This window comes from Stenotrophomonas sp. PvP093 (genome assembly GCF_017876915.1).
In the GTDB taxonomy this organism is placed as follows: domain Bacteria; phylum Pseudomonadota; class Gammaproteobacteria; order Xanthomonadales; family Xanthomonadaceae; genus Stenotrophomonas; species Stenotrophomonas muris.
In genome coordinates this window covers 2,233,295-2,246,578 of record NZ_JAGIOX010000004.1, presented here as the reverse complement: position 1 = coordinate 2,246,578, position 13,284 = coordinate 2,233,295, and the positions used below count along the sequence as shown (strand labels likewise).

The 13,284-nt window shown below is 66.6% G+C and carries 11 protein-coding genes and 1 pseudogene; 5 read left to right on the top strand and 7 right to left on the bottom strand.

Annotated elements, in window-relative coordinates:
- Positions 1-3: 3 nt before the first annotated feature.
- Together J3A72_RS12925 and J3A72_RS12920 are read right to left on the bottom strand one after the other, a co-directional pair.
- The gene (locus tag J3A72_RS12925; protein WP_075076938.1) at positions 4-876 is read right to left on the bottom strand and encodes a methylenetetrahydrofolate reductase; all 873 of its coding nucleotides are present in this window, start codon (positions 874-876) and stop codon (positions 4-6) included.
- Positions 876-1,790, bottom strand: coding sequence for a LysR family transcriptional regulator (locus J3A72_RS12920; RefSeq protein ID WP_014647226.1), 915 nt, complete (start codon positions 1,788-1,790; stop codon positions 876-878). The genes J3A72_RS12925 and J3A72_RS12920 overlap by 1 nt, the downstream gene beginning before the upstream one ends.
- Before the next feature lie 176 nt (positions 1,791-1,966).
- On the opposite strand from J3A72_RS12920, the gene msuE reads away from it, so the two are divergent.
- The 3 genes from msuE to J3A72_RS12905 are packed head-to-tail and all read left to right on the top strand — an operon-like array spanning position 1,967 to position 4,658.
- Positions 1,967-2,551, top strand: a complete 585-nt coding sequence (gene msuE / locus J3A72_RS12915; RefSeq protein ID WP_041863466.1) for an FMN reductase — start codon at positions 1,967-1,969, stop codon at positions 2,549-2,551.
- Positions 2,552-2,607: 56 nt separating this feature from the next.
- Positions 2,608-3,585 (top strand): DUF1852 domain-containing protein, encoded by a 978-nt coding sequence (locus J3A72_RS12910; RefSeq protein ID WP_014647228.1) that lies wholly within the window; start codon positions 2,608-2,610, stop codon positions 3,583-3,585.
- Positions 3,586-3,623: 38 nt separating this feature from the next.
- Complete coding sequence (locus J3A72_RS12905) at positions 3,624-4,658, top strand: methionine synthase (protein WP_014647229.1); 1,035 nt, start codon at positions 3,624-3,626, stop codon at positions 4,656-4,658.
- On the opposite strand, the gene J3A72_RS12900 is transcribed toward J3A72_RS12905, so the two are convergent.
- The 3 genes from J3A72_RS12900 to J3A72_RS23170 form a co-directional block, all read right to left on the bottom strand.
- Positions 4,615-5,250, bottom strand: a complete 636-nt coding sequence (locus tag J3A72_RS12900) for a hypothetical protein (protein WP_075076939.1) — start codon at positions 5,248-5,250, stop codon at positions 4,615-4,617. The two genes, J3A72_RS12905 and J3A72_RS12900, sit on opposite strands and share 44 nt — an antisense overlap.
- Positions 5,251-5,315: 65 nt before the next feature.
- Positions 5,316-6,131: a trypsin-like serine protease gene (locus J3A72_RS12895; RefSeq protein WP_075077010.1), complete on the bottom strand. Its 816-nt coding sequence runs from the start codon at positions 6,129-6,131 to the stop codon at positions 5,316-5,318.
- Positions 6,132-6,266: 135 nt separating this feature from the next.
- Positions 6,267-6,578, bottom strand: coding sequence for an excalibur calcium-binding domain-containing protein (locus tag J3A72_RS23170; protein ID WP_075076940.1), 312 nt, complete (start codon positions 6,576-6,578; stop codon positions 6,267-6,269).
- Positions 6,579-7,106: 528 nt separating this feature from the next.
- Here J3A72_RS23170 and J3A72_RS12885 point away from each other — a divergent pair.
- Positions 7,107-8,108 (top strand): NUDIX hydrolase, encoded by a 1,002-nt coding sequence (locus J3A72_RS12885; RefSeq protein ID WP_046430775.1) that lies wholly within the window; start codon positions 7,107-7,109, stop codon positions 8,106-8,108.
- Between the two features lie 51 nt (positions 8,109-8,159).
- Entirely contained in the window at positions 8,160-10,007 is a 1,848-nt protein-coding gene (locus J3A72_RS12880; RefSeq protein WP_075076941.1) for a hypothetical protein, read from the top strand.
- A 45-nt stretch (positions 10,008-10,052) separates the two neighbouring features.
- Here J3A72_RS12880 and J3A72_RS23235 read toward each other — a convergent pair.
- Both J3A72_RS23235 and J3A72_RS12870 read right to left on the bottom strand, forming a co-directional pair.
- Positions 10,053-11,507 (bottom strand): annotated as a pseudogene (locus tag J3A72_RS23235) (S41 family peptidase).
- An 87-nt stretch (positions 11,508-11,594) separates the two neighbouring features.
- Positions 11,595-13,169, bottom strand: a complete 1,575-nt coding sequence (locus J3A72_RS12870; RefSeq protein ID WP_075076942.1) for a CocE/NonD family hydrolase — start codon at positions 13,167-13,169, stop codon at positions 11,595-11,597.
- Positions 13,170-13,284: the final 115 nt, after the last annotated feature.

Sequence of the window (13,284 nt, the reverse complement as noted above, 5' to 3'; positions counted from 1 at the left end):
AGATCATCGGCGCTGGCTGATGGAAATGCGCCGCCGGTACTGCGCCACCCACTCCAGCGACGGCGCAATACCGCCGAACGGGAAGAAATGCGGGCTGACCTGGCCATGGGCGCGGGTCAGCCCCTTCACCAGGCAATCGACGAACACCTCCGGCCCTGCCGTGCCGAGCAGCCGGCCGATCGAGATGCCATACCGGGCCAGCATCGATGCACTGGCGCCCACGCCGCACATCGCGGCGTAGCGCAGCAGGCGAGAGACGCTGGCCGGGCCCGGCACGCCGACCAGCACCGGGACGCTGATGCCACGCGCGCGCAGTGCATCCAGCCAGGCCAGCACGGCATCGGCATCGAAGGCGAACTGGGTGACGATCAAGGGGGCCATGCCGCGCGCTTCGATGCTCTGGCATTTACGCTCAAGCGCCTGCCAGCGTTCGTCACTGCTCATTACCGGATGCCCTTCCGGGTGTCCGCCGATACCAACGACCTTGATCCCGGAGTGCTCCAGAAGACCGGTCTGGATGATCGAAGCACTGTCGGCAAACGGTCCGGCGGGCGTGGCCAGGTCGCCCGCGATCAGCAGGCAACGCGCGACCCCGGCGTCGCCGGCCGCACGCTCCAGGAAGCGCGCAAGCGATGCGGCTGACCGGATGCGGCGGGCAGAGAGATGCGGCATCGGCTCGAATCCGAGCGCGCGCACGGTGCGCACGGCGGCCAGGCGGGCGTCGTCATCCTCGCTGGCCAGCCAGGGAATGGAGATGACCGTACCGCGCGGGATCCGATCCGCCTCGGCGCGCAGCGCAGGCATGGCCTTCGCGCTGACTTCCAGTGAAAAGGCGTTGATGAAGGCTTCCGCGTGCGCTGAGGTACCGGCCGGCATCAGCGCGCCTCGCGTGCATTGCCGGCAAGCGGCGAGCTGTTGCGGGCCAGTTCGATGAAGGCCTGCAGGTAGTCGATACCGGTATCGGCCTCGCGCGCACCCAGGTAGATCTGCTTGGGGATGCCCTTGGCGCCCAGCCGTACGGGCACCACGTCCATGCGCGTGGCGTACTCCTCCACCAGCCAGCGCGGCATGGCAGCCACGCCGCGGCCGCTGGCCACCATCTGCATCATGATGTCGGTGGTTTCGATGGCCTTGTGGCGCCGCGGGGTGATGCCGGCCGGCAGCAGGAACTGGTTGTAGATGTCCAGGCGCTCGAACGGCACCGGGTAGCTGATCAGCACTTCCTGGCCGAGCTGGCGCGGCTTTACGTGGTCCACCTTGGCCAGGGCGTGGTTGCTGGCGACCACCAGCACCTGCTCGTAATCGAACACGGGGATGAACTTCAGGCCCGGCTTCAGCAGTGGATCGGGCGTGACCAGCAGGTCGATCTCGTAACCGAACAATGCGCCGATGCCACCGAACTGGAACTTCTGCTTGACGTCCACATCCACGTCCGGCCACGCCGCCAGGTAGGGAGAGACGATCTTCAGCAGCCACTGGTAGCACGGATGGCATTCCATGCCGATGCGCAGCGCGCCGCGCTCGCCCTGCGCGAACTGGCCCAACCGCTCCTCGGCCAGGTCCAGCTGCGGCAGTACCCGGTTGGCGACCGCCAGCAGGTACTGCCCGGCCTGGGTCAGGCGCAGGCTGCGGCCCTCGCGCAGCCAGACATCGGTGCCCAGCTGCTGCTCCAGCTTTTTCATGCTGTGGCTGAGCGCCGACTGGGTCAGGTTGAGCACGCCGGCGGCCGCGGTGAGCGAGCCCTGCTGTTCGACCTGCTGCACGATGCTGAGGTGGATCCGTTCCAACATGACGATGAATCTCATTCATGGATTGGTGAAGTAATACCATTTTACGTCATGGAAGGGCATGGCTAGGATCGGGTCATGCCTTCGGTTGCCTGCCAGCCTGCTGACCCAGCCGGCCTGCAGGGCTGCGCACCTGCAGATGCCCGAAGGCGCTCCCCTCCCCCGCTGATAGCGAACAGATGACCCGCCCCCTCCGTATCGTCGCCGTTTCCGGCGGACTGCAACGCCCCTCCCGGGCCGCCGCCCTGGCCGAGCATCTGCTGGACCTGATCGGCGAGGACATCCACAGCGAACAGCAGCTGATCGAACTCGGTGAGCTGGCACCGCAGCTGGCCGGTGCGCTGTGGCGCTCGCAGCTGCCCGAGGCCGTGGAGCGGCAGCTGGTTGCGGTTGAACAGGCCGACGTCCTGGTGGTGGCCACGCCGGTCTACCGCGGCTCCTACACCGGCCTGTTCAAGCACTTCTTCGACTTCATCGACCAGGATGCGCTGGTCGACACCCCGATCCTGCTGGCCGCCACCGGCGGCAGCGAGCGCCACGCCCTTGTGATCGACCACCAGCTGCGCCCGCTCTTCAGCTTCTTCCAGGCCCGCACCCTGCCCCTGGGCGTCTACGCCACCGACCGCGATTTCGCCGAGGGCCGCGTGCACAACGACGCACTGATCCAGCGTGCGCGACTGGCCGTGCAGCGGGCGATGCCCCTGCTGGCGCTGTCCCATCGCGCCGCGCCTCCCGCTACCGCAGAGGCCACCGCAACGCTTTGAATGCCAGACGCCGCCGACCTGCATCTGGATGTCACCCCGCAACCCGGAACGCCGCCATGACGACCGATACCTTCACCTTCAGCATCACGCACATCCCCTTCAACGAGGATTACCAGCCGGCCGAGGGCACGCGCATCACCACCAACTTCGCCAACCTGGCCCGTGGCGCGTCGCGGCGGGAGAACCTGCGCAACACGATCAGCATGATCAACAACCGCTTCAACGACCTGGCACATTGGGACAACCCGAATGCGGACCGCTATGCGGTCGAGCTGGACATCATCACCGTGGAGATGCACATCGACGGCGCCGACGGCAGCGATCCGTTCCCGTTGATCGAAGTGCTGCGGCCGACCATCGTCGATACGCAGACCGGCGTGCGTAGCGAGGGCATCGTTGGCAACAACTTCTCGTCCTACGTACGCGACTACGACTTCAGCGTCGTGCTGCCGGCCAGCAACGAGGGCAAGGACACCTTCGGCATTCCGGAGGGCTTTGGCGACCTGCACGGCAAGCTGTTCCAGCACTTCCTGCGCTCGGACGCCTACCGCGCCAACTTCAGCAAGGGGCCGGTGATCTGCATCAGTGTTTCCAGCAGCAGGACCTACCACCGCACCGAGAACCATCACCCGATCCTGGGCGTGGAATACCGCCAGGGTGAGTTCTCCCCCACCGACCAGTACTTCGACAAGATGGGCCTGCAGGTGCGCTATTTCATGCCACCGGGCAGCGTCGCGCCGCTGGCGTTCTACTTCCAGGGCGACCTGCTGGGCGATTACTCGAACCTGGAACTGATCGGCACCATCAGCACCATGGAAGCCTTCCAGAAGATCTACCGCCCGGAGATCTACAACGCCAATTCCGTGGCCGGCAAGGTCTACCAGCCCAGCCTGAAGCACCAGGACTACTCCTCCACCCGCATCGTCTACGACCGCGAAGAGCGCAGCCAGCTGGCGGTCAAGCAGGGCAGGTTCACCGAAGAGCACTTCATCAAGCCGTACCGCGCCGTGCTTGAGCAGTGGGCCGCCCGCTGATCCATCGATTTACCAACCGCCCCAGGACACACGACACAATGCCGACGAAGACGCTGCTCCCCACCTCCACCGCAGGCAGCCTGCCCAAACCCTCCTGGCTGGCAGAGCCCGAAACACTCTGGTCACCCTGGAAGCTGCAGGACGAAGCCCTGCTTGAAGGCAAGCAGGACGCCCTGCGCCTGTCCCTGCAGGAACAGCAGCACGCCGGCATTGATATCGTCAGCGACGGCGAGCAGACCCGGCAGCATTTCGTCACCACCTTCATCGAGCATCTCAGCGGCGTCGACTTCGAGAAGCGCGAAACCGTGCGCATCCGCAACCGCTACGACGCCAGCGTGCCGACCGTGGTTGGCGCGGTGAGCCGCCCGAAGCCGGTGTTCGTGGAGGATGCGAAGTTCCTGCGCCGCCAGACCACGCAGCCGATCAAGTGGGCGCTGCCGGGCCCGATGACGATGATCGACACGCTGTACGACGCGCACTACAGGAGCCGCGAGAAGCTGGCCTGGGAGTTCGCGAAGATCCTCAATGAGGAAGCGAAGGAACTGGAGGCCGCCGGCGTTGACATCATCCAGTTCGATGAGCCGGCCTTCAATGTGTTCTTCGACGAGGTGAACGACTGGGGCGTGGCCGCCCTGGAGCGTGCGATCGAAGGGCTGAAGTGCGAGACGGCGGTGCACATCTGCTACGGCTACGGCATCAAGGCCAACACCGACTGGAAGCAGACGCTGGGTTCGGAATGGCGCCAGTACGAGGAGTCGTTCCCGAAGCTGCAGACCTCCAGCCTCGACATCATCTCGCTGGAATGCCACAACTCCCATGTGCCGATCGACCTGATCGAGCTGGTGCGCGGCAAGAAGGTGATGGTCGGTGCCATCGACGTGGCCTCCACCACGGTGGAAACCCCGGAGGACGTGGCCAACACCCTGCGCAGGGCGCTGCAGTTCGTGGACGCCGACAAGCTCTACCCGAGCACCAACTGTGGCATGGCGCCACTGGCGCGCGACGTGGCCAGGGGCAAGCTGCGCGCACTCAGCGCGGGAGCGAGGATCGTTCGCGAAGAACTCTCGGCATAACCCTGGCTGGGGAGGAATTGTTGTTCGAATGTCGGTTTGACGGAGCCTGGCCGGGTATCGACCAGGCTCCACCCCGCCCCTGCACTTCCGGTCGGGTCTTCATCGCGGGCTGTCGCGGCGCCAGTGCCTGCTTGATCCGTACCACCTCCCCCGCCCCGGCCTCGGCCAGGCGGCGGGCCTGCTGCCGTTGTTCCCGCGAAAGCGCGGGCAACGGCGCAGCGCATGTTTCCGGCGCTACGTCCACCAGGCGTGCCACTGCCTCGCGCAGCCGCAGCTGTGGGCAGAGCCGCGCAGCACACCAGCGCTCGGCGTAGCGCTTGGCCTGCCGCACATTCGTGGCGGCCACCACCTTGGTCTGGGACATCCTGCGTGCATCCAGGTAGACCCGGAAGCCAAGTTCGGCATGCGGCACGATGTTGGCCACCGAGCGCCCGTTCCACCACAGGTCCCAGCGCTCGCCGCTCCGTACCCAGCCGGAGGGCCGGGTGACCGTCATGAACTCTGGAAGATCGAAGGGAGGACTCATGTCGGGAAGGATACGAGCGCCCGTCGCACCGGCTGAGATCCGCACCGTGCGCTTGTTCGAGACCATGAATCGTTAAGGCGCGCTTGCTTCCGCTACGCCTGCTCCGCACCGCCGGGCTACGGGAACAAGAATTAAAGTGACGCGTCACGCTCGATGATGCTTTCGATCCAGTCGATGTAGCGGGACACACGCACGTTGTAGACCACCTGCCCATAGAAACCCGCTTCCAGCGCATGCTCGGGTACGGCGGTGATCCAGGAACCGAGGCCCACCAGCTGCCAGGCCCCATCTTTCTCGATCACCAGCGGGCCGCCGCTGTCGCCGTTGCCGAGCACGCCTTCAAGGGGAAGGCCCTGCGGAGGCGGATCAAACCGGTACCAGAGATAGCGCGTGTTGCCGCCTGTGATCGCGTTGCAGGCCCGCCGCAGCGTCGTACGATGCGGCCCGCCGGGCACCAGGCCAGTCGCACCATTGCCGGTGGCGCCTCTCCCTATCAGGGCGGCAACCTGCGTGACCTCGTCGGCGCCACGGTAGAGTGCGACCGGCGGCACATCGCTCACCGGTGCGGCGAGTTTGATCAGTGCAATGTCATCCGATGCTGCCAGGAACGCGTGGATTTTCGACGCGCTCCCGGTTGCCATCGCTTCCTTGCCCAGCGCCTCGGGCATCCTCCGGTAGCCGGGGTGCAGGAAGACACGCTCGACGCCGTAGCCGTTCCCATTGATGGTGATGGTGGCGCCCCTCCCTTCCATCGGCGCGGCATGCGCGGCGGTAAGCACCCAGCGCGGCGCGATCAGGACGCCGTGCCCCTCGCCCCGCATGTCGGCCAGTGCCGGGAACACCGATGCATCGATCTGATACCGGGTGTCGTCCACATCATCACGGATGACCACGGCACCGGCAGTGAACGGGAGCGTGGCCAATGCCAGGAAAATCCAGCGGTTCATGGTTGCTTGCATCCCAGCAGTTCAATCACAACAGCCTAGGGCATGGCCCTGCCATACGGGGAGATCGTGCGACCGATCCCCGGCGATGGCCGACGAATGCGGGGAAACGGGAGTTGAAGCCAGGCGGGCCATGCCCTACCTGCGGCCGCGATAGGGTTCGCAGCCCACGCCATCATTGTCACGATCGAGGTGCGGGCCATAGCCCGGATCACCACGCCGTACCGGCGCAGCCCCGGCGGCGCGGGCCTCCGCGCAGTTGGCAAACACCCGGGAACTGCGCGCGGGCGCGGGGGCGAAACTGCTGCGCGGAGTGTCGACGTATCGAGGTGCCGCTGGAGCGCCTCGATGACAGTGATACTCACCCGTTTTCCGGTTGGTGTGGCACCCCTGCTTGTCGAGCCCGCCCGGATGCGCGAGCGCATTGGCGGACAGTGCCAGTGCGAGCATGCCGGATGCAGTCAATACGCTGCAAACGCGGCGTCGTGTGTCCATGCCTTCCCCCTGTCAGGCACTCCTCTGCCAAGGGGAAGGCTAGCATGGTGTCTCGACCGCCAGGCTTGACGCTGCAGCGGCTGCCACTCAACGCAGGTAGTGCTTCAGGAACAGCCAGGTGATCAGCGTCGGCAAGATCAACAAGAAGAAGCTGCGCGTGCTGCACGCCCCGGAGGCAGGCGCCGGCAGTCGCTGATCCCTGGGCGGCCACGGGCTCTGCGCCAATGCGGGGAAATCAATGCACCCGCGCTCCTGTTCCGTCGGTTCCGCCGCATACATCGTGGCTGGCGCCGATCCTCCCTCGCCCCTCGCTCCTACAGTGGATTCGCGGCGACGCACGGCCTGCGCCCCGATGGCAACGCCGCCAAACCCCCACTTTTCGAGCCCACAGGAGCGAGACATGGCACGCCTTTCCCGGACTACCGCTGGCACACCGGCAATGCGCCCGGCCCCCTCCACGCAGGTTGAACGGAGGGGTGCACCATGAACCAGGTCTACGTCGCAGTCTGGGATGGAGCCCACTATCTGGTCGTCCGCAAACGGGTGCTCAACAGCTGGTGGGGCAGCAATTCCGTTGTCGTACTTTCTGCCGAGGCGATGGCCGCTGTGCTGGCCATCCGCAACGCGTCCGGTGGTGGCACAGAGCAGGACTGGGATCTGGTGAAGAAGCTGCTTTCCGGCGCCTGGCGCGCCGCTGGGTCAGTCGCCTACCGCGGCGAACGCACGCTGCCCCGCACCATGGACGCACTGGACCGGGCGCTTGAAAGCGCCGAACGCGCGCATCCGCAAACCGATGACATCGCCATGGAGACGCTGGCCGCTCTGCAGAGCCTGTTCCGCGAGGACGCAAGAACCCCTCCCCCGTTCAGCGCTGCGCGTACGACCTTGCGGGAGCTCTCCATCGCGTTGCCGCCGCCCACCCGGGGTGCGCCGAACTGGGCCGCTGCGTTGATACTGGCACAACGCCTGGTGGCGGAAGTCGGAGCGTGGTCGGATGGCCTGCCCCCGGCGCTGGTGAACCAGGCGGGGCAATGGGCCCTGCCCGGCGGCGGCCGCCTGAACAACGAACGCAAGGAGCGCGCCGCGCGCCGCGAGTTCGAGGAGGAGCTTGGCATCTGGCTTGGGCAGGGACGCGCCGCATGCGATCTGCGTGCCCGGCTGTTTCCGGATGGGGGAGGCAGCTTCTCCCTGGTTCGCTTCCGCACCACGGCCGAGGAGCTCCTGCGGATGGCGCAGGAGGCCGAGAACAACGTCCAGGCCAGTGCCAGCAGCCCTGTGCGCCCCCAGTCCTGCCTGGTGACCGACTGGGAGGTGGCGAGCATCGGACGGGTGCCGGTGGCCAATCTGCGCAATGTCCTCGGGGCACGTGTGGAGGTTCCGGGCGAAGGAACACTGGAGGTTGACGAGGCCCTGGCCAGCGCCAGGCCCGGTAGCCAGGAGATCGACTGGTACCGGGAGATCGCCGCTCTGCTGTCACCCGCCTGAGCCTCCAGCGCGAACCCGTGTGATCCCCTGCAACCCCAGCGAGGCCCCTCCATGAAAGAGAGCACGCCCGAGCGCGAGGCCCGGCGCCACATCAGCAAGCAGCTCACCGCGCAGATCAACAACGCGCAGGCGTATCCCGACGTCCGCTCGGTCGTGGTCAAGGCCCTGTCGGACATCAAGGACCAGCTGCGCAGCCTGTCCAGCAAGGTACGGCGCGACTACAGCCTGAAGCCTGACGAGCCGCTGATGTTCTTCTACGTCAAGGGCGGCAACGCACTGGACGCACTGCTTGAACGCCCGGCCCAGCCGCCACCGACGCTGTTCGATTTCGGCCGGTCCGACTGGGATACGCAGGTGGTGATCAATCCCTGGATTCCGATCCCGGCCCAGGACGCCCTGCACGGCGGCGTGGAGGACATCGTGATCGAGGTGATGCTCGGCGCCGGCCTCAATATCGCATTGGAGATCAGCGTCTTCCCACCCAACCAGAATCCGCTGGCCGGCCAAGTGGTGGATCTTGCACCGGTGGACATCCATGTGCCGCCCGGCCAGCAGTGCCTGGTGATCTGTGACACTCCGCAGACGTTCCGGAAGGTCTACCAGCGTGACCGCGCGGGCCTGCATCTGTTCACCAGCGAGCCATTGAAGGGCATCGGCACGCCCGCGCCGGTGACAAGCCCGTCCGTGCTGCCCCCGCCGCAGCCGCCACTGCCCGTGCAGCCGCCACCTGCCCCTCCGCCGCCACCCGGCATCATCCTCAACGACGGCATCAAGCCGTTCGTGCTGTACCGCATGGGCTACACCTGGCACGCGCGATGGGTGAAGGATCCGAAGGCGCCTGCCGGCGACGACCCGGTGACGCCGCGGCCGATCCTGATGGAACTGATCGATGTGACCACGCCGCGCCGCGATACCGTGGAGGCCGTGACAGTGTGGTCGGACATCATCCGCAACCATCTGGTGATTGCCGAGGATGCCGGCGCGGAAGAGCGCTGGCGGCTGCCCCTGCCCAGCATGGAGTACCACCTGTGGGAAGGCCTGACCATGCTGTGCGAGATCGCCGCCTATCCCGGCTGGCCGGGTGCGGACAAGCTGGAGAAGCGTCGCCGCAATGTGCAGCGCATCCACGACTGGTACCGCGACCAGCAGGGCGACCTGGCGACGTTCGGCAGGGTGATCGATGGCATCTCGGCGGCGCCGGTGTTCGCCGATGACAGGGACTGCATGCAGCAGGTCGATGCCTGCATGCGTGAGGTCAAAATGCGCATGCAGGCGTCATCTTCGGGATTCGATCACGGCGCCCTGTCGGCCACCCACACGCATCGCCTGCGGCAGGGGCGGCAGTGGGTCGCGCAGCGGGTCGCAACGCTGCTGCAACGCCTGCAGACATCTGCCGCATCCTGTGGCTACAGCGACGATCTGGCGTTGATCGGGACGCTGGCACAGAACCCCTACCTGGATGTCACCCAGGTACCGATCTCCGACGTCGACTGCGCGATGATCATCCGCACCGACCCTGCAACGCTGCGCAGGGCGACGGCGGCCAACTGCTTGAATGCGCTTGCCGAGGATCTCGGCGCGCACATGACCATCGAGGATTCCCTGCACTCGACCGTACGTGCGACGGGTATCAGTTACGAGCGAACGCTGGTGATCTTCGATGCGCCGCGTTCGCCGTCGGCGCGCGTGGCCAAGGCGATCCTGACATTCACCACGGCTGGCCCGGTCGGTTGCCCGTTCCGGGACAGCCCCGACGGTTCCGGGCAGGCCATCGCACCGTTGCTGGACATGGACAACCAGCGCAAGGTGGCAGCCTCGATCGTCCAGGGTTTCGTGCAACGGGCGAATCTGTCCAGGCAGCACGAGATGATCCGGGTGCTGTTGCCACAGGGGGAATGATCCTCCATCAGCGCAGCGCGGGCGGCGGGTTCCGATCAGGTCCGATCAGTCCCTGCCCTCCAGGATCCATGCCTCCAGCGCCTGCGTGTCCCGCATGTCCCCCGCGTAGCGGCGATCCGGCACGTAGGGCTCGTTCGAACCGCGCCCGCGACCGCGGTAGACCTTCATGGGCACCGAAATCCGGCTCAGCCCACTGGGCAATGGCTGAGGCCTGATATCCATGTAGACACTGTCGGCGGACGTCTCGACCCCCACCTGCAGAGCGCCCAGCCGCTTCCATAGATCCAGTGCATCCAGGCAGGCTGAGCCGCAGGAGGCGTCCGCCACGATCACCACCCTGCCGCTGCGATCCGGAACGGCTGCAGCGGGCGGACGCATCGGCCCAACCGGCGCGTCCGCCGGTTCGCGCCACAGCGCCTCACCGTTCGCACCGGCACGGGCCATCCCTGCGGTGACCGTTTCCAGCATGTGCAGCAGTTCGGGCGACGCGTCGTGTGCTGCCTTCAGCTTCTGCAGGAAGCCGCGCAGCTGCGCGACGTTGGCCTCCGACGTCCGTCATTCCGCCCAACTCTCGTCACGCAATGCATCCACCGCTGCAGGCCCCCAGATCAAACGGGCCAGCGCGATGCTCCAGTGCGACGCACCTCCGGTATTGCCGCGCACGTCCAGCACCACCCGCGGTGCCTGCTTCAGTGCGTCGGCCACCGGGGTGAGTTGCTGCAAAAGCTCGGTCAGCTGCTGGGCATTGCGCGTGGCTGGATCGGCATTGAAGCTGCTGGTGGTGATCCAGTAGCCGCCACCGGCCAATGTGTGCCAGCCATTGGCTGGGCGGAAGCTGCGACGGGTATCGGCCAGTCGCGCTTCGCGTGTTGCCGTATCAATCGGAAGCCATTGCAGCGTGTAGGCGCTCTGGCGCCCATCCACCCAGAAAACGCAGCTGTGCAACGTCGGCACGAACGGGTTGCCCTGTTCAAGCAGCACCTCGCCGCCAGCGTGGATACGGCTCGCCTGCAGGTTCCAGCGCCCGTTGAAGTCGCCCACGCGCCACTCAGCCAGTGCCTGTGCATCGACGCCATCACAGGACAGCAATCGCGCGCCCATGGGCGGCCGACCGGGGCGTCCATCCACGACCATCACCACCTGCGCGTCACCTTCGAAGCCCGTCAGGAACCCGGACCATCGGGCCGGCAGCATGGGGGCGCCCGCCAATGGATTGAGACTCACGTGGCCATCGTTGAACGTGGCCGCATAGCCCTTCATCGCCCACCAGTAGCCGGCGAAACTGTCGACTTGGCGCGCGCGCGACCGTGCAAGTGACAGGGCGCCGTCCATCTGGGCGACGAAGCCGGGATTGTGCGGGTCAACCATCCCGGGATGGCTGTCGCGCAGGGCCGCGTCAGCAGCCTCCAGATCCATCAACAGCGTGCTCGGCCAATCTGTGGCAGAGCCTTGGGTGCCTGCTGCCAGTACCGCGCCGACCAGCAACGATGCGAGCGCCATCGATTCACCTCTCGACTGGATTGCGCTCCAGTCTGGCAACTTTCAGGTCTGTCGTGCCGCGCCCGCCGCAACGGGCGCGGCGCCACGTCAATGCAGGGGCACCTTCAGCACCGAAGGCGCGTTGGCCGGTGAGCTGAAGGTCACCGCACCGCCCAGCTGGCTGATGCCTGCATAGCGCAGGTCCACGGTATCGACCACCAGGGTCAGGCGGCTGCCGGCCGGGAGGTTCCAGCTGCTGGCTTCCAGGCGGAGATCGATTGTTTTCGGCTGGCCGGGCGCGGCCCCGCGCAGGGTGTAGGGCTTGTGGCTGACCAGCTGGCCGTTGCCCAGCGCGTCTTCGGCATACAGGTAGGCATACAGCGTGGTATTGGCGCGGCTGGGCGTCACCGTCACCCGCACTTCCGGTGCGCCATCCAGGCGACGTGCGCTCCAGTAGATCGGGCCCTGCCAGACGCCGGCGGCGTTGCGGCCGACGAACGGTACATAGGCGCCGGGCGGCAGGTTGATCATCTGCAGTGCACCGGAGGCCATCACCACGCCGGAACTGGCAGCCGTCAGCAGCCCGCTGCCGATGCGGTAGCTCCAGCCGGTAGCGCCACCGTTCTCCGCCAGGCCGCCGGTGGGAAGCAACAAACCGGAGGGTGCGGTCAGGCCGTAGCTGACGGCGCCCGCATTGGTGGCCTGCCAGTCCGGATAGCGGCTCCAGCTGCCCTTCTGCGACTTCAGCTGCACCGCTGCCTGGCGATCGATGCCATTGTCCACGCCCTTCAGGTAGTGGTCGAACCAGTCGCCCACGGCGGCATAGACCTCATTGGGAATGCCGAACGCACCGAAGGCCTCGTTGAGGGCATGGTCGCCGTGGCGCAACTGCAGCTGCTTGGGCCCCTTCAGGCGGTTGAAGAAATCGACCAGCTGCCCCGGCGGGAACAGGCTGTCATTGAAGGCATTGGCGAGGAATACTGCCGGCTGGTTGGCGTTGATCTCTTCAAGGCTGCTGGCCGGGCTGCGCTGTGCGGCCACCGGCAGCAGCGAGTCCACCGCCCCCTGGTAATTGCCGACCAGCACATTGCGGTTGATGGTGGCCAGCTCCGCGCCGGGGCGGCCGGTGGCCAGACCCGCCGCCACCAGCAGGGCGATGCCCTGGGCGCTAGGTGTGTCATGGCTGTACAGCGACGCCTGCAGGTCGGCCCAGCCACTGAGTGCAGCAACGGCCTTGATGCGGGGGTCGCGCGCCGCCGCCAGCAGGCTGGTGCCGGCGCCATAGGAGATGCCCGAGACCCCGATCCTGGCCGGATCGGCACGGGTGTTGTCCAGCGCCCAGTCGATCAGCGCGCTGACATCCTCGACCGTGGCGGGCCCGGCGATGTCGATGCTGCCACCCGACTCCCAGAAGCCGCGCGAGCTGTAGCTGATGACCACATAGCCGCGCTGCGCCAGCGACTGTGCCACGCCCACGTACTCAACGCTGGGCACCGCCCAGCTGCTGGGCATGACCAGCAGCGGATAGCGCCCGCTGCCGGCATCCTGCGGTTCGATGACGAAGGCCCCGAGAGGCGTGCCATCCCAGCTGGGAATGCTGCGATGGGTGGTCTTGACCGTGGCGGCCCAGGCAGTGGGCGCCAGGCCGGTCAGCAGGATCAACAGCAGCAAAAGCTTGCGCATCGTCGTCTCTCCCCGTCGGTGGTGGTGCAACGGGTCGGACCGTACCAGTGCGAATGGTGGCTGGCACCTTGCGACGCAGCATGGCGCAAAGCGCACCTTGGTATGCTTCGCGGCA